This window comes from Vibrio sp. 10N.261.51.A4 (assembly GCF_041471945.1).
Lineage (GTDB): Bacteria > Pseudomonadota > Gammaproteobacteria > Enterobacterales > Vibrionaceae > Vibrio > Vibrio crassostreae_C.
The window spans coordinates 37627-54254 of the sequence record NZ_JBFRPJ010000048.1 but is presented as its reverse complement, the minus strand read 5'-3'; the positions used below and the strand labels follow the sequence as shown (position 1 = coordinate 54254).

Annotated in this window: 12 protein-coding genes; 6 read left to right on the top strand and 6 right to left on the bottom strand. The window is 45.3% G+C overall.

Annotated elements, in window-relative coordinates:
• Positions 1 to 450 precede the first annotated feature (450 nt).
• Positions 451 to 1458 carry a helix-turn-helix domain-containing protein gene (locus AB4384_RS11625; RefSeq protein WP_372129587.1) on the top strand — a complete coding sequence of 336 codons (1008 nt, stop codon included), beginning with the start codon at positions 451 to 453 and terminating at the stop codon, positions 1456 to 1458.
• Between the two features lie 56 nt (positions 1459 to 1514).
• Here the strand turns inward: AB4384_RS11625 and AB4384_RS11620 are convergent, their stop codons facing one another.
• The 3 genes from AB4384_RS11620 to AB4384_RS11610 form a co-directional block, all read right to left on the bottom strand.
• Complete coding sequence (locus AB4384_RS11620) at positions 1515 to 2177, bottom strand: OmpA family protein (protein ID WP_170967992.1); 663 nt, start codon at positions 2175 to 2177, stop codon at positions 1515 to 1517.
• 206 nt (positions 2178 to 2383) lie between these two features.
• A complete protein-coding gene (locus tag AB4384_RS11615; RefSeq protein ID WP_017081815.1) occupies positions 2384 to 3607 on the bottom strand; it encodes an HlyD family secretion protein in 1224 nt (407 codons plus the stop codon).
• Positions 3608 to 3928 (bottom strand): hypothetical protein, encoded by a 321-nt coding sequence (locus AB4384_RS11610; RefSeq protein WP_017072398.1) that lies wholly within the window; start codon positions 3926 to 3928, stop codon positions 3608 to 3610.
• Positions 3929 to 4563: 635 nt separating this feature from the next.
• Between AB4384_RS11610 and sstT the strand changes: the two genes are divergently transcribed.
• Positions 4564 to 5778, top strand: a complete 1215-nt coding sequence (gene sstT, locus AB4384_RS11605) for a serine/threonine transporter SstT (RefSeq protein WP_372129586.1) — start codon at positions 4564 to 4566, stop codon at positions 5776 to 5778.
• 223 nt (positions 5779 to 6001) lie between these two features.
• Here sstT and AB4384_RS11600 read toward each other — a convergent pair whose 3' ends face one another.
• From AB4384_RS11600 to AB4384_RS11590, 3 genes are all read right to left on the bottom strand, one after another.
• Entirely contained in the window at positions 6002 to 7240 is a 1239-nt protein-coding gene (locus tag AB4384_RS11600) for a tetratricopeptide repeat protein (protein ID WP_102394265.1), read from the bottom strand.
• Positions 7241 to 7603: 363 nt separating this feature from the next.
• On the bottom strand, positions 7604 to 8206 hold the full coding sequence (locus AB4384_RS11595) for a response regulator transcription factor (protein ID WP_372129585.1): 603 nt from the start codon (positions 8204 to 8206) through the stop codon (positions 7604 to 7606).
• An 11-nt stretch (positions 8207 to 8217) separates the two neighbouring features.
• On the bottom strand, positions 8218 to 10113 hold the full coding sequence (locus AB4384_RS11590) for a PhnD/SsuA/transferrin family substrate-binding protein (protein WP_372129584.1): 1896 nt from the start codon (positions 10111 to 10113) through the stop codon (positions 8218 to 8220).
• A 270-nt stretch (positions 10114 to 10383) separates the two neighbouring features.
• Between AB4384_RS11590 and dsrO the strand changes: the two genes are divergently transcribed.
• From dsrO to AB4384_RS11570, 4 genes are all read left to right on the top strand, one after another.
• On the top strand, positions 10384 to 11220 hold the full coding sequence (gene dsrO, locus AB4384_RS11585; protein WP_102279811.1) for a sulfate reduction electron transfer complex DsrMKJOP subunit DsrO: 837 nt from the start codon (positions 10384 to 10386) through the stop codon (positions 11218 to 11220).
• Positions 11217 to 12347: an NrfD/PsrC family molybdoenzyme membrane anchor subunit gene (nrfD, locus tag AB4384_RS11580; protein WP_102394262.1), complete on the top strand. Its 1131-nt coding sequence runs from the start codon at positions 11217 to 11219 to the stop codon at positions 12345 to 12347. Before dsrO ends, nrfD begins: the two co-directional genes overlap by 4 nt.
• Before the next feature lie 14 nt (positions 12348 to 12361).
• A complete protein-coding gene (locus AB4384_RS11575) occupies positions 12362 to 15454 on the top strand; it encodes a tetrathionate reductase subunit A (RefSeq protein ID WP_372129583.1) in 3093 nt (1030 codons plus the stop codon).
• A 526-nt stretch (positions 15455 to 15980) separates the two neighbouring features.
• Positions 15981 to 16622: a c-type cytochrome gene (locus AB4384_RS11570; protein WP_231899626.1), complete on the top strand. Its 642-nt coding sequence runs from the start codon at positions 15981 to 15983 to the stop codon at positions 16620 to 16622.
• Positions 16623 to 16628: the final 6 nt, after the last annotated feature.

Below are 16628 nucleotides of genomic sequence, written 5' to 3'. Positions count from 1 at the left end.
AATTACGCAACAAAGCCGGTGTCGTTTCAAATGTTGGGAACATTGGATAGTCGTTTTTTCTTCGCAACTGCTCCAAGCTTTTATATTCAGAAGTCAATAACATCAGTGCCGATGCGTTAATACGATCAAACACGCTAATTTTTTCTATCTTAGGAGTATGTGTCATTAATTAATCTCTATTTAATTCTCTGAAGTTAAAAGACGCTGAAACCATGATTAAAAATTTCCATCCAATTTATTTATGGTTCTCAAAAATAGTATTGGGGTTTACTCAACTCAGTATTTACAGCTATCAATAATTGTAGTTAACACCATTATTACTAATATTATCGCCACTACTTTACCGATATATTTGATGTTAACTAACATCGTTGGGGTCTGTTAAAACTCGTTAAATTACGTCATTTATGCTATGTTTATGACCTAATTCACAGAGGTTTGGATGGATCAATGACTATCAACACAACTTACTTTATAAGGGTAAATAGCCTGATGAATTTGTATTACAACGTATGTAATCAATATTATTCAGATCCAATCTCCCCACAGACAATTCCCCAATCCGCGTTTAATCACACAATGAACCTGTTGCCCATTTCTGAGGTATTTCAGCTTTATGAAGAACTCGAATGCTATACAAAAAATCCAAACTTTATGCTCGAGGCTGTGCGCCATTTCCGGGTCGAAGACTTGGGCGGATTAGGCCAATGGATGTTCTCTGGTCATGACTTAATGTCGACGATAAGAAAGGTAAATTACGGCATGGGGTGTATTCAATCCGGTGCTTTTTGGGTTGCTGCACCTGCGGGGTCTATCATCAAGTGGACTTACAACAATCAGTATGACGCAGAACACTTAGACGTTCATGACAGTATTAGAGTCGCTGTTTTGATGTCAAAAATATTGAAAAAATACCTTGGGGCAGACTTTGCTCCGATGCGCGTACTACTTTCAGGAGAGCGTGCGGATGAGAAACTATATCAAGATTATTTTGGCTGTGAGGTCGCGTGGAATCATCATCAAACAGAGATCTGGTTTCATTCCAGCTTACGCTTGGCAAACCTGGCTGATAATCAAGATACCAAGCAAACCTTTTCGCTGAATTTTGAGGATTTGGACCGATGTTTAGACATGCCCGATCCTAGCGATGACACTAAGTTAGTTTATGAAGCCATCAACTACTCATGTCATTTTGGTTTACCGACACTCGAAAGAGTATCGAACCTGTTGGGCCTATCAATTCAGCAGTTTCAACGTAGATTCCATAAATATGGCCACAACTTTACCGAAATGTGTGGTTTTGTCTTAAGCAACAAAGCGGTCAAAATGCTAAGCCAATCAATACCAGTCGAAGAAGTTGCAAGCAGTTTAGGGTATAACCATCTCGATAGCTTTACGCATATGTTTAAGAAGCATCGAGGCATGACACCCAAGCAATATCTCAAATCATTGGAATAAAATAAAACATCCGCAGAGTGTCTCTACTTGCGGATGAGAAAGGTTGCATCACCTCGCTAGATGGCTTGGATACTGATCTCGACACGGCGATTGCAGGCTCTTCCGTCTTCGGTTGCATTGTCACAAATAGGGTAACGTTCACCAAGGCCGCTGGTACTGATTCGTCCACCTTTCACTTTTTGATTCACTAAGTAAGCTTTTACTGAATCAGCACGTTTCTCAGACAACTGCTGATTAGAAGCATCATTGCCAGTACTGTCGGTATAGCCTTTGATCTGCAAATACGAATCTGGGTACTCGACCAATATTCTCGCAACACCATTCAATGAATTGTATACCGTCGCTTCAAGTAGGTATTCACCAGAGCGAAAACCGATGCCGTTTTCCATCACCAACACTAACTCATTTTCACCAACACGCTTTACTTGAACGCCTGAATCTAGCAACTCCTGACGCAAAGCGTCCTCTTGCTTATCCAGTGAGTAGCCGACTCCTCCACCGATGAGACCGCCAGCCGTTGCCCCAATTAACGCTCTCTTTTTCCGTTCTTTTGAATTATCTCCAGACAGGAGACCAATCGCAGCACCAGACAAAGAACCAATCGCAGTCCCTTTTGTTGTGGAATTCGTTTCCATCTCACCAGTCGTTGCGTCCTGACGTTGAGTCGCCTGACAGCCCACCAAGCTCGTTAATAGCAACAGAGAGATAATAGGTTTAATGCATCTTTTTATTTCAGAAGATATGAATAGCATAAATATATTCCAGTTAAATTTAGACTTTCGATTAAATATTCACTGAATAGCAAACATATTAAAATTACAGACCACGACTGTGGCCCGTAATTTCATTAATAATCTTATTTTGAATAATTCGGAATTAAATAACCGAATTAACTCTAGTTCTAGCTCTAGCTCTAGCTCTAGCTCTAGAAAGAGTAGAAATAGTAGAGCTGCGACTTCATACGTAAAATGATTCCACGTATTACATCAAGAAACGCCATAAGCTCTGTTGGCTTTTCTCCGCTAATCCAAGCTAAACCAACCGAGCCGACTGGTACGCTATAGCCTTCAGGTTCAAAGACTTTCAACCTAACAAAGTGATGTTTGTTTTGTAGGTTCTTGCCTGTCGTAGAGCGAACATTCTGGTCAAAGCCAAGCAAGTTACTTTGCGCTTCGCCGGTTGCTTCAATAATACCTTCAACCTCTGCCGTGAATACTTTCCCTGGATAAACTGGCGTTGTAAATTCAGCCAATTGACCCGGTTTAACATTTCTAATCGCTTGATGATTCACTCTCATCAATACGTATTTCTCGTTGGTGTACATCTGCAATCGTGGAACTCTAGAAACAAGCTGACCTTCACGAAGAATAAAGTTAGTCACAAAGCCATCAGCGGGTGCATAAATCTTGGTGCTATCAAGATCCCATTTCGCTTTATTCACCTTCTGAATTGTTTCGTTAAAGTCTGACTGACGGGATTCAACCGAGAGTTCCGCTTTGGTTATTTGTAGCTTGGCTTTCTCTACATCAGATTTCTTTTTGCTCAGCTGTGACTCAAGCTTGGCCACAGTGTACACAGCAGAATCGGCGACCGTTTGCTGGTTATCAATCATGCTTTCAGTGATCGTATTACGCACGACTCGGTTTTGTTCAAGATAACGCTTCAACGTTCTTTTCTGTAAGTCTCTATTTGACTGAGCAGCTGAAAGCTCACTTTGTGTCATTTCAAAATCATGTAACGCTGCCTGATAGCTGGATTCAGCGATTTTTACTTCTTCAGCCGCAGTGCTAACCGCTACGTTTGCCGAGTCGCGCGAAATCTTCGCTTGTTCATAAGCAATTTGATAAGGCTCGTTTTCAATCTCATAGATTAACTGCCCTTTCTCAATGCGTTGGTTCGGGGTGATATAAATCTGATCGACCTTGCCCGAGACATTGGTTGAGGTTGGGCGAAGCTGAATGTGAGGAGACTGCACCACAGAGCCTCCCGACAAATCCATTGGTGTATAGTTAATTAATCCTACCCACACAAATAACAACCAACCACTCCCTCCTAGATAAGCGAATGCTTTAGTCCCTGTGTTCCAAGGCATGCCAACAAGTCTTAATAAATAGATGAACAAACACCAAACCGCTAAACCTTCTAACATTTAGACATCCTCTGATTGATTAACTTGAGCCGGAGAATTCCATAAATCACGCAGTCGGATAATGGCTTTTTCAAAATCTACAAACGCAATGATAATGGCGAGCACCCACACCCAGTGCCAAATGAAGCCAATCCAAGTGAGCGCGGTAATCAACCCTATCTGATGGTGGTCAGTCTTATGAGCCTTTTGAATAGGGATCTCGTGAAGCTTCCAAAAACCGAACAGGCCAGCCGCTATGGTGCTGATCAGCACGATAGCGGCTGCTATATGTAAAACGGTATCTGCAGAGGTCTCTACATAAGGGATACTGATTAAACTCATTGCTCATACTCTTGTAAATTAAGACCAACACAGGATATATGCCACCCACTTACAACGGAAATTTTAGATAAATTACGTCATATAAAATAACATGTTGATATAAATTACCAGATAAAGTGTGCGGTATATCAAAGTAGCAAGGTATTAAGTTCAGTAGCCTGACGCTATTAAGGAGAGCTGATGAAATTCACAGCTAACGCTGCTTAAGTAGGTGGGAATGCCGATAGAAAGATTAGATGAAGACAAAACATGGCAAGTCATGCACCAACGTAGATTAAGCAAAGCAGGTGATGTCTATGATGTCTGTTGAAGTTGCTTTTTTACCTATACAAGTTTAGGCAGCTATTTCCGAACACAATGTTTTTATCAGTAATGGTTTACACACCATAAATACTAGAACATTAAGCCAATGGAACATTATTCAGCAGACTTACACCTCAACAAAAGCACAAAAATTTAACATTTAGCTCTAAAAACACCACGCAACGCAAACAATCACCCTAAAAGTAAACTATTCCTAGACACCCTCTTAGATCCCGCTAATATGACCGCCCATTCCACTAGTGTATAGTTGGATTTGGTACAACTTTATAAAAAATACATCACTATAATAAATTAACAATTGCAGGTATTTTATGCAAAATAACAACATGCTCGCCCGCATCGCTCGTGGAAATCTCGTTCTACAGATCCTTGCTGGTATTGTTTTCGGTGTCGTTCTCGCCATGGTTTCTCCTTCAGCAGCTCAAGATGCAGGCCTATTAGGTAGTCTGTTTGTTGGTGCTCTGAAAGCTGTTGCCCCAATTTTAGTATTCATTCTTGTTGCAGCTTCTATCGCAAACCAAAAGAAAGGTCGGCATACTCATATGCGTCCAATCATTGTGCTTTACCTGATTGGTACGTTCTCTGCAGCACTGACTGCTGTAGTACTGAGCTTCATGTTCCCAACCACTTTGACACTGGTTGCTGGCGCTGAAGGTGCTAACCCTCCTCAAGGTATTGCAGAAGTTCTTCATACGCTTCTATTCAAGCTTGTAGATAACCCAGTTAGCGCACTAATGAACGCGAACTACATCGGTATTCTTGCTTGGGCTATCGGTCTTGGTCTTGCACTGCACCACGCATCTGCAACAACCAAAGCGGTTTTCGAAGACCTTAGCCACAGTGTTTCACACATTGTTCGCTTCATTATTCGTCTTGCGCCATTCGGTATCTTCGGCCTTGTTTCGACTACATTCGCAACAACGGGCTTCGATGCATTAGCAAGCTACGGTCAACTGCTAGCGGTTCTACTAAGCTCAATGCTGATCATTGCTCTTGTCGTTAACCCACTGCTTGTCTTTGTAAAGACAAAACAGAATCCATACCCACTTGTACTGCAATGTATTCGTGAATCTGGTGTAACAGCATTCTTCACTCGTTCAAGCGCTGCAAACATCCCAGTGAACATGAACCTTTGTAAGAAGCTAGAGCTAGATGAAGATACTTACTCTGTATCAATCCCTCTAGGCGCAACCATCAACATGGCAGGTGCTGCAATCACCATCACTGTGTTAACGCTTGCAGCTGTACACACAATGGGTATTGAGATTGATATCTTCACTGCGATTCTACTAAGCCTTGTTGCTGCAATTTCAGCATGTGGCGCATCAGGCGTTGCCGGTGGTTCACTGCTACTGATTCCTCTAGCTTGTGGCCTATTCGGTATCTCAAACGATGTAGCGATGCAGGTTGTAGCGGTTGGTTTCATCATTGGTGTGATTCAAGATTCTGCTGAAACAGCGCTTAACAGCTCAACTGACGTAGTGTTCACTGCGGCTGTATGTAAAGCTGAGCAAAACAAAGCTTAACAGCTCTTGGTATTAGGCTTTAGCTCTAAGCTCTAAGCTCTAAGCTCTAAGCTCTAAAAGCAAATAGCACACAAATAAAAAGGGAAGCATTCGCTTCCCTTTTTTGATCCTGTCATTCCTAACTCAGAGTGTCCCGTCTCCAATGGAGTGTGACTAAAATAAGCTGAGCTGACCTAAATGAGAGTTCAACTCGCTCGAACGCTCATCTCATCAAGCTACTGACTTAATTTTTGTTACTCCAATTGGTTTGGCTAAAGTCTAAAGACGCACTGCTAGGCGCTGGTGACGATGCATTATCTGTGCTTTGAGCCGAACCCGTTTGGGACGCTGCGTGTTGCTCTGGAGAATATTGTTGGTTGTGCTCTGGGTTGGAGTTCGGGGTTTTCATCTCGAAACTCATTTCAACATCGCTGCCTTGCACATTCGACTCGTCAATTTCCTCTTCTTCAGTAACCTCTTTCACCTTTTTAGGGATCGGGATGTTACGTTTGTAGAGTTTATTCAACGCCTTAATAACCGAATGTTTGGTGACGGCTTCTTGAGTCAATTTGGTCATGATTGGTTTCGTGAGAGCCTGCAACCCTACGACAGCATCAACCCCAAGTTCACCCCCAACTTTATCCCTCAACTGTTTTGCTTCTGAATAACCAAAATGAGCGGACAAAAACAACCAAATATAGGCAATCGCATTACCGTGTTCACCATGGTCAATCCAAGCTTCACCGGCTCTAAACATGGCTTCTGCACTGTTCTTTTCCGCGGCAGTCTCAAAACAGTAAACAGCCTCACCATGATTGGGCTCCACACCAACACCATTCAAATAACTCAAACCTAGTTTGATTTTTCCGTCTAAGTTGTTTTTATCTGCGGCCTTTTGGTACCACTCGAATGAGCTTTCGGCTGAGTAATCTGGGTTTTCTCTGTCTAGACACCACTCCCCCATAAACAGCATCGCTTCGGTGTTTCCGCCCGTCGCTGACTCTTCGATGTAGGTATAACCCTTGGGGATATTCTTATCGGTTCCGCGACCAAAAACGAGCGCTTTACCCATCTCAAACTTCGCAACCATATCGTTATCTAAAGCTGAAATAGCGAGCTGCCAAAAGTTGGCTTTTTCTCTTAAAATTAAGTCTTCTTTACGCTTCATACTCATGCGTACAATGCCGTACATGCCGGTGACATTATCTAAATGCGCGGCTTTATCGTACCAATATAGGGCTTCCTTAATATTGTTACGTTCAGCCTCTTTCGCCAAATACAAAATCGATGGAACATGGCCGGTTTCGGCTTTGAAGTTACGCTCTTTTTGCTCTTGGATGCGTGCTTTTTCAATCGCCTTCCGGTAAGCGACAGCACGAGCTTTACGTTCTTGTTCCACTCGCTGCTTTCTTAACGACAAAGAAACCAGCCATACGGCCACAAGTATTAACGAAAGAGCCGTCGCACCAATTGCGATTCCCATTGTACTCATAGAATATTTTAACCTAACTCAGCAGATACAAGACTCGACGTTGAGAGTGTGTTCTACCCATAGTGAATGTTATGTTTCGAATTACAGGGAAAAGTGCAGTTACTGGCACGTTCCGCCTTAAAATGAACTTAGTTCAGTATCTCAGGATTACATTGCGATAAGAAGCCTAGGGGTTTCAATCCGTATGCAGTCCATAGACGATGTGATCTTGCTTCAATATAAATAAATGATGAAGGCTGCCTTTCATCAGGAAAGTCCTAAAGCTTGGTGACGAACTTGATGTTTTCCAATCAATAGTTTCGTACAACCTTCATACAGCTTTAGTTCAAATGGCATACAGAAATAGCTCTATGCCTAGGTCAATTGACCGTATATGTAAGCCAACTCGGCAACCGTCTTCGCCGAAAACTTCTTCATCAAACTCGCTCGATGTACTTCCACCGTTCTCATCGCGATACATAATTCATCGGCAATTTTCTGGTTACGTTTGCCATCAATGATCTGCTTTAGTATGTCTATTTCGCGTTCAGTTAACGACGCATACGCTTGGCGATGCACGTTCATGTGTAAGTGCTTTTCAGAAGCCTCTAGCCCTTGTTTGATTGCCTGAGCCAATTCGCTGCCCTTAACCGGTTTTTGGAAGAAGTTCACCGCACCGGCTTGTAGAGCCTCTACCGCCATTGGCACATCGCCGTGGCCCGTCAGATAGATCACCGACAGTGGGCTCTGCGCTTTCACCATCAATTCATGAACTTGTTGCCCTCTCATTTCAGGCATTCGGCTGTCTAACACCACGCACCCCGGCGCCCTCAAATCCACTGAATCCAGAAAGCTTGGGCCATCTTCATAGGCTGACACCATAAAATCATGCTCTTCCAATAGGAACACCAATGAGTCACGCATCGACTCATCGTCATCAACCACATAGACCGGTAACGTTTGATGAAGTTCAGACATAACAAGATTCCTTATGAATCATTTGAAAGAGAAAAAGGTAACGTCACTGCGACGTGACAGCCATGAGGAGTCAATGATTTGATGGCCATTTGGCCACTGTGGTCTTCAATCACATCTTGGCAAATCGCAAGCCCTAAACCCAAGCCATTTTCTTTGCTACTCACAAAGGCTTGAGTGACTTGTTGTTCGGTGAAATCTAAACCCGTGCCGTTATCGATAACCGACAGCATCATTTTATCCGGTTGATACTCGGTAATCACTTTAATTGTTGGTGGCTCGCTGTTTTTGTTATCAATATCAGACGCAGCGCTTTGTTCGCGGTGTTGTTGTGCGTTACACGCGTCAGTAGCATTGTTGATCAGGTTTACAATCACTTGCTGCAATCCCACAGGATCGACATGCAGTTGGATTGGCTTACCTACAGCGTGGCGCTCAATGGTTATCTTGTGTTTCTGTAATCGAAATTGCAGCAGCTCAATGGTGTCTGTGAGTAACTGCTCGATGTCCGTCTGAGACTTATCTGATGAGCGTTTCTTTATCATGTTTCTTAAGCGTTGAATGATCGCATCAGCACGATCCACTTGAGACTGAATCTTCTCAAACACAGGTTCAATATCGGTCAATGGTTTGTTCTTCGAAATCCGTAATAAGCCGCCTTCGCTGTAGTTGCGAATGGCCGCCAAAGGTTGATTGATCTCGTGTGCCAAGCTGCTTCCCAGTTCACCAACCACCGCGATACGTTGCGAATGTTCCAGCTGTTCACTCTTGCTTTTCAGCTTGTGTAGCGTCGCTTCTAACTGTTTTTTACTGCGGCTGAATTTGTACTCTAACCAGAAGTGGTAAGCATTCAGTAACACGACAAAAATAAAGAACGCCCAAGCCCACTGTTGATTGTATTTAAGCCAGATTAACGCTTCTTTCCACCAAGGTTGTTGCAGTGGGTGTATGTCGAGTTGCTGATAAAGCTTGTCGATTGAGAGCAAGCTTGTGGGTGACGTCCAACCCGAAGCATTCGCAGCAACGGCTGGCACACTGCTTTTTGGCATTGAAAACAGCACCTGACTCATTTGCTTAGCTAATGCCGAAGAGGCTCGCTCTGTTTTAGCAAACGACCAGTTGGAATACAGAGGCGTAGACACTTGGCATCGAAAACCTTCAGGCGCTTGATTACCGATAACACGATACTGACCCGCCACCAGCAAGCCTTCACTGATCATGCTCTCGACCAAACAAGCTGGCACCACAGCCGCTTCAATGTGTCCTTCTCGCAGTTGGTACAAGCTGGCATCGATAGGGAAACCTAAGAACTGCGTATTGGAAAAAAAGTGGTTGGGATTAAGCCCTTCTTGCATCACTTGATAACGCATTGTTAAGTAACCACCAAATGCATTTTCCGAGACCGCTGCAATCGGCTTACCACTGAGTTGTTCGAAAGAGATATAGGGCGACATTCTTCTTACCACTAAAGCAGAACCAATGCTGCGGGTATTGTTAGAACTTGGCTCTTCGAAGTTATGACTGGTCATAGTCGCCATCCAAGAAAGCGCGCACTGTCGTCCTAAGCGAACCGCCTGACCTGGGTTAGTAATAACGAAATCGACCGTCACATCTTTCACCGCTTCGGCCATCTCTTCCAAATTAAAAGGCTTGAGAACAAAGTGCTTACCCGGAATACGCTCAGACAGCCAATCCATCGTAGGCTGCCAACGCTGCTGCGCCGCAAGTTTTCCTCGGGTCGCCAACACGCCAACCTCGATAATCTGATCGGGTTCACCTGTATTTTGGTTTTGGTTTGGGCTTGAGCTTGGGGCTGCTATCACTTGTTCTGATTGAGCCGCTAAACACACTCCTGCGGTTAGGCTCAGCCAACAAAGGCTAACGACTGTCATTAGGTTTCGAACTGTCACTGAAATCTCTTTCTCCAAGCAGATTGTTTATTCGATTTATTCTCTCGTCATTTCACTTTTTCTTGAAGCTGACGACATGTCCAACGCTTAACTCACCCTTTAGAGCGCTTGAGATAAGCCTCTAAAACAAAGCATAACAGCTAGATAGCGAAAACCACATTTGTTCTAGATCAACTTTGATCTGGGTATGTGGAAATCCACAATACCCCGTTAACGGTCAAAAACTGACAATGAGCCTAACAGATCGAATACCCATTTATAGGTACCTCTATGGACTCATTGAAAAGACGGTTTCTCAGCCAATTTGGTAAAGTTTCCGCCGGCGCTGCGCTCATTCCCATTACCGGAATCAACACCGCAGTCGCGAGCACAGCCATTCGCAATAACAACCAGCCTGACCGCAAAGGCGAAGTAGGCAAGCGCTACGCGATGGCGATTGATTTACGTAAATGCGTTGGCTGTCAGGCATGCACTGTTGGCTGCAGCGTTGAAAACCAAGCGCCGATTGGCCAGTTCAGAACCACCGTAAAACAATATGAAGTCTCCCTTGATGATGGTTCGACAGCTCAGCAAGACGTGAAATCATTCATGTTACCTCGCCTATGTAATCACTGTGACAACGCACCCTGCATCAAGGTTTGTCCTGTTCAAGCGACCTTCCAACGTGAAGACGGCATTGTAATGGTCGACAACGAACGCTGCGTAGCCTGTGCTTACTGTGTTCAAGCTTGCCCTTACGACGCTCGATTCATCAACAACGACACCCTTACCGCAGACAAATGCACCTTCTGTGCACACCGCCTTGAAGACGGTTTACTGCCCGCTTGTGTCGAAACCTGTGTTGGTGGTGCTCGTGTGATTGGTGACCTCAAAGACCCAAACAGCGAAATTAACCGCCTGCTCAATGAAAACCAAGACGACATAAAAGTGCTTAAACCAGAGCAGAATACCAACCCACATGTTTTCTATATCGGCATGAATGAGCGATTCGTTAGCCACATTGAAGGCCAACCTGCGATTTATGATCCAGCCGCCATCGATAACTCATCCTCTAGCAAACAAGAATTGGCAATCGCGACACAAGGCAAACAAGGAGAGACAGCATGAATATCACTGAGGTGTTAGTTCCCGCTCAAGAGATCGCTTGGCTACCGTGGGCGGTTCAATATTTCTTCTACATTGGTTCGGCTTACGCGGCCGCTATTCTGTTTTTGATTGCACTGATATTCAAGAACTCAACCAGCCACCAATTTCGTTCTGCCCTTGTGCTTGTGATGGCCATCGGCGCGATTGTTGGCCCACTGGCGCTAACCGGTGACTTACACCAACCTGGCCGTGCGTGGCACTTCTACGCTCACATCACACCTTGGTCATGGATGTCATTGGGCTCTCTGTTTCTACCTTTGTTTTCTGGTCTGGCTGTTGCGACTGCTTGGGTTTACCTGCGTGATGACATCGCACAGCTCAAAGAGAGTGAAAACCCACTTCTAAAACGTTTGTCTTGGCTGACGCTAGGTAAATGGCAAATATCATCAAAGCTGATGATTGCACTCGCTGCTGTGACGGCTATTTCGGGCCTAAGCATCGCGCTTTATACAGGCGCAGAGATTGCGATTTTGGCGAGCCGACCGCTTTGGCATCAACCGGCTTCTCCACTACTTTGGTTCACTACTGCATTCTTTGCTGCAACGGGTTTAACGCTGTTGATTTGGGCTCTTCTGCCTTCAAGCAAGCCAAGCTTAAAACCAACAGACCTAGCTCTGATACAAAGAACCATTACCTTAACGGGTGGCCTTGCCATCATTCTCACGTCGATTTGGGCATCTAACCATGGTCACTTCAGCCTGTATGAGAATGACGCTTGGGGCATCAATTTAGGCATCATGACCACCAGCATTTTGCTGTGCATGATCTTGGTTCTACCACTGCAACGCCTATCGCAAAGTAAGCTAGGAATTATCTGTGTTGCGCTTGCGACCATAGTTTCTGCATGGGCGGTACGTTGGGTCACCATGATGGAAGTTCAAACCATTCCACGTTTCGATGTTGGCCCATTCCCTTATGAACTGCCGATGGGTAGCGCAGGATTACTCGGCATTGTTGGTATGTGTGGTCTTTGGTTAGCACTTGCGTTGTTCGCCTCTGAGATCGTGTCTACTGGTTCTGCACCAAAGACAACATCGAAGCCAAACCAAAATACACCTTCACCACTTAACCGCTCACATAGCTTGTAGTCTGGGGAATCATCATGGATAACAAACGTCGTCAATTTTTAAAAGCAGGCCTTGCTGCCGGTGGTGTTGGAGCTTTTGCTGCAGGTTATGCGACAACCACAAAACACATGGTTCACGGTGCTCTTGATGGCACCGCGGGTAAGAAAACCAACCACATCCACCACGGTAATTCGTTAGAGACGGAATACAGTGTCGATGAACAAGATAAGATCTCGCCGAATCCAAATCAGCGCGTAGCACCATCAATGTGTTTCGGTTGTTGGACACTGTGTGGCTTGCGTGTACGTATCGATAATCGCAATGACGAAATTTTGCGTATCTCGGGCAATCCCTACCATCCGCTATCAAGTGATCAGCAAATCCCGTTCAAAACACCGGTAAAAGACGCCTACATTGGCTTGTCTGGAGAATCCGGTATCAATAATCGTTCGACAGCCTGCGCCCGTGGTAATGGCATGTTAGAGATTCAAAACAGCCCATACCGAATCACTCAACCGCTCAAACGTGTCGGTAAACGTGGTGAAGGCAAGTGGGAACCGATCAGCTACGAGCAACTAATCACTGAGATCACCGAAGGTGGTGACTTGTTCGGTGAAGGCGAAGTGGAAGGCTTACGATCGATTCGCGATATCGAAACACCACTTGATCCAAACAACCCTGAATACGGTCCCAAAGCCAACCAATTGTTGGTGACGAATGCTGGTAATGAAGGCCGTGATGACATCTTGAAGCGCTTTGCATTCAACAGCTATGGTACACGAAACTTCGGTCACCACGGCTCTTACTGTGGCTACGCATTCCGTGCAGGTTCAGGTGCGATCATGAACGATCTAGACAAGTTCTCGCACTTAAAACCCGACTTCAACAACGCAGAGTTCATTCTTTTCATCGGTATGTCTCCGGCTCAAGCGGGTAACCCGTTCAAGCGTCAAGCAAGACAATTGGCTGAGGCTCGTACCAACGGAAAACTGAGCTACACCATAGTGACTCCGAGCCTTCCTGCAGGATCTTCAAGCCTTGCTGCGGGCGATCGCAACAACTGGCTACCGATCAAACCTGGCACCGATTCAGCATTAGTATTGGGCATGATCCAATGGATCATCGAGAACCAACGCTACAATCACGACTTCTTGTCTCGCCCAAGTACGCAAGCGATGCAAAAAGCAGGCACCACGCATTGGTGTAATGCTTCACACCTTGTAATCAGTGACGAAGCACACCCACAAAACGGGCGTATGCTTCGCGCATCGGATGTGGGTTTGCTAGAAACAGGCGAACCGATGTCTGACGATGATGGATTTATCGCACTAGATGTGACAACGTCACTATTATCATCGCATATTCAGGTGAATGAAGCGGCTCTGTTCGTCGATCAAGACGTAGAAATTGATGGTCAAACCGTTCGTGTGAAATCTTCTCTACAAAGATTGAAGGAAGAAGCCTTCAAATATGACCTTGCTTACTACAGCGAGCAGTGTGAGATTCCACAAGACCAGATTATTGCACTGGCGAAACGCTTCACCAGCTACGGAACGAAAGCAGTTGTTGATACTCATGGTGGCAACATGCACACCAACGGCTTCTACAACTCGTTCTCTATCCTAATGCTAAACGCGCTGATTGGTAACATCAATGCAAAAGGCGGGGCGATGGCGAAAGCGGGCGGCTACCCAACTTCGGTTGCTGGCCCACGTTATGACTTTACCAAGTTCAAAGGCAAGACTAAGCCTCAAGGCGTGTTCTTATCTCGCAGCAAATTCCCATATCACAAGACCAGCGAATACAAACGTCGCGTTGCCGCAGGCGAGTCACCTTACCCAACGCGAGCGCCGTGGTACCCAATCTCAGCGCCGCTGTTAACCGAGCACTTATCAGCTGCGATTGATGGCTATCCTTACCGCGCAAAGGCATGGATCAACCACATGGCGAACCCACTTTATGGTGTTCCGGGTTTAGACAACTTGCTGGGTGAAAAGCTTAAAGATCCAAAACAGCTTGGCTTGATCGTGTCTATCGATGCCTTCATCAATGAGACCACCGCGTTATCGGATTACCTCGTGCCAGACACAGTGACCTACGAAAGCTGGGGCATGGCAACACCTTGGCATGGTGTCGCGACCAAAGCGATCACTGCTCGCTGGCCGATTATTGAGCCTAAAACCTCACGCACTCAAGACGGACGTGCCATCAACCTAGAAAACTTCTTTATTGATCTGGCGAAAACACTGGGCTTAGGTGGCTTCGGAGACAACGTAATCAAAGACAATCAAGGCAACTGGCACGGTATTCATAGCGCTGAAGACTTCTACCTGCGCTCGGCTGCTAACTTAGCGTTCGTAAAAGGTGGCGTGCCGAATGTCGATGCGGAAGATATTGTTTGGTCTGGTCTAGAACGCCTAGTGCCTGTGATGAACAAAACACTCAAGCCTGAAGAGATGCTCAAGGTAGCGTATATCTTTGCGCGTGGCGGTCGTTTCGAAGACGCCACCAATGCCTACACCAATGAAACCATGAAGTACAAATGGACCAAACCACTGGCAATCTGGAATGAAAAGCTCGGTACTTCTCGCAACACCATCAGTGGTGAGCAGTACATGGGTTGCCCGACATGGTATCCACAAAAGCTTGCAGACGGCACACCTTTGGCAGAGCAGTTCCCAGCAAAAGAGTGGCCGTTCACCCTAACCAACTTTAAGTCCAACATTCACAGTGCGGTATCGAATTTGTCACCACGCTTGGAATCTATTAAAGGAGTAAACCCTGTTTACATTCACCCGCAAGACGCCTCTTCTGCGGGTATCAAAACTGGTGACGTATTTGCCATTGAAACACCGAGTTCAACCACACACGCGTTGGCGATGGTGATTGATGGCATCAAACAAGGCACATTAGGCTTTGAACACGGCTTTGGACACAAAGAGCTCGGTGAACGAGCACACTGGATTGGTGACACACAACAACCAGTGAAGATGAAGTCGAACGATGGCGTTAACATCAATGATATAGGCTTGATTGACCCGACGAGAGAAGGAAAAGGCGTGATGTTGGATTGGGTTGTGGGGGCAGCAGCAAGGCAAGCGCTTCCGGCTAAGATCTACAAGGTCTAGCTTAAACTCAGCAAGCTATAACTTAATCACTGATTCAAAACACTTCCTTATCTGATTTGCAGATGAGAACACAACAGGGCAACTTCGTCATTCGAGGTTGCTCTGCTTTTTCGTCCCCTTGATCTAGAAAAGCACCCTATTTGGATAAACATCCAATCTACATAAAGTACCCAATCTAGATAAAGCATCCGCTCTAGATAGAGTAATCAACCCAAAGCCATTAGGTAATTTTCATTTCACCACAACTTTTTTAGCCCACACCCATAAAGCAGCTATGCTTATACAATCGGTGCCATAAAAGAGCCTTAACAAGCAGTTATACCGAGGCGAACATGGCAGTTCCCTTGCATTTCATAAACGGCAGTTGGATCAACCTATAGAAGTTCACATCAATACCATCATGGTGACTGAGGTTATTAATGTGAGACTCACCTCAAGTTCCAAGTGAATTAATGTGGAAATCCACAATAGCGTGAACAACCAATTATGTCGAAAATGCGTGCATTACAACCAATAGCGACGCCTCATGACTAAGCTGACAATTAAAACTCAAACTCTAACGCTTTGCATCGCTGCTCTAGGAAGCCTTTCTTTATCCGCTTTTGCACAAGCAGCACCCAATCCAATGCCAGAAGCCGCTGAAACTTGTAGCGGCTGCCATCAAGCCGACGGTAAAGGCATGCCCAACATTGCCCCTATGCTTGCAGGGCTCAATGCTGACTATCTAGAACATCAACTGGTTCTGTTCTCAAGTGGTGAGCGTCAAAGCGCGATCATGAAGGGCATGGCGGATGGTGTGTCTGATCCTGCTATTCGTCGTGAAGTAGCAGAGTACTTTGCTTCACTACCTTCATACGAATTCAGCGATTTAGAACAGCGCGGCTCACAAGCGGATATTGATAACCCCTATCGTAAACTTGTATTCCAAGGCGATTGGGATAGAAACATTCCAGCCTGTGCAACCTGTCATGGGCCAAGCGGTATGGGCGTAGACAAATTCCCGCGCCTAGCAAGCCAGCATGCCGACTACATTCAAACTCAGCTCAACGCTTGGAAAAATGGCACTCGTAAGGGTGATGATTTGAACATGATGGGTAATATCGCGGGCAAGTTAACCGACGATGAGATCAAAAACCTGTCTTACTACTTCGCCTCTTTCCGATACTAAAGGGCT

Coding starts and splice junctions, on each gene's coding strand:
- AB4384_RS11595 (WP_372129585.1), bottom strand. CDS start 8,206: ATGTCTGAACTTCATCAAACGTTACCGGTCTATGTGGTTGATGACGAT.
- AB4384_RS11570 (WP_231899626.1), top strand. CDS start 15,981: ATGACTAAGCTGACAATTAAAACTCAAACTCTAACGCTTTGCATCGCT.
- AB4384_RS11575 (WP_372129583.1), top strand. CDS start 12,362: ATGGATAACAAACGTCGTCAATTTTTAAAAGCAGGCCTTGCTGCCGGT.
- AB4384_RS11615 (WP_017081815.1), bottom strand. CDS start 3,607: ATGTTAGAAGGTTTAGCGGTTTGGTGTTTGTTCATCTATTTATTAAGA.
- AB4384_RS11625 (WP_372129587.1), top strand. CDS start 451: ATGACTATCAACACAACTTACTTTATAAGGGTAAATAGCCTGATGAAT.
- AB4384_RS11600 (WP_102394265.1), bottom strand. CDS start 7,240: ATGGGAATCGCAATTGGTGCGACGGCTCTTTCGTTAATACTTGTGGCC.
- sstT (WP_372129586.1), top strand. CDS start 4,564: ATGCAAAATAACAACATGCTCGCCCGCATCGCTCGTGGAAATCTCGTT.
- dsrO (WP_102279811.1), top strand. CDS start 10,384: ATGGACTCATTGAAAAGACGGTTTCTCAGCCAATTTGGTAAAGTTTCC.
- nrfD (WP_102394262.1), top strand. CDS start 11,217: ATGAATATCACTGAGGTGTTAGTTCCCGCTCAAGAGATCGCTTGGCTA.
- AB4384_RS11610 (WP_017072398.1), bottom strand. CDS start 3,928: ATGAGTTTAATCAGTATCCCTTATGTAGAGACCTCTGCAGATACCGTT.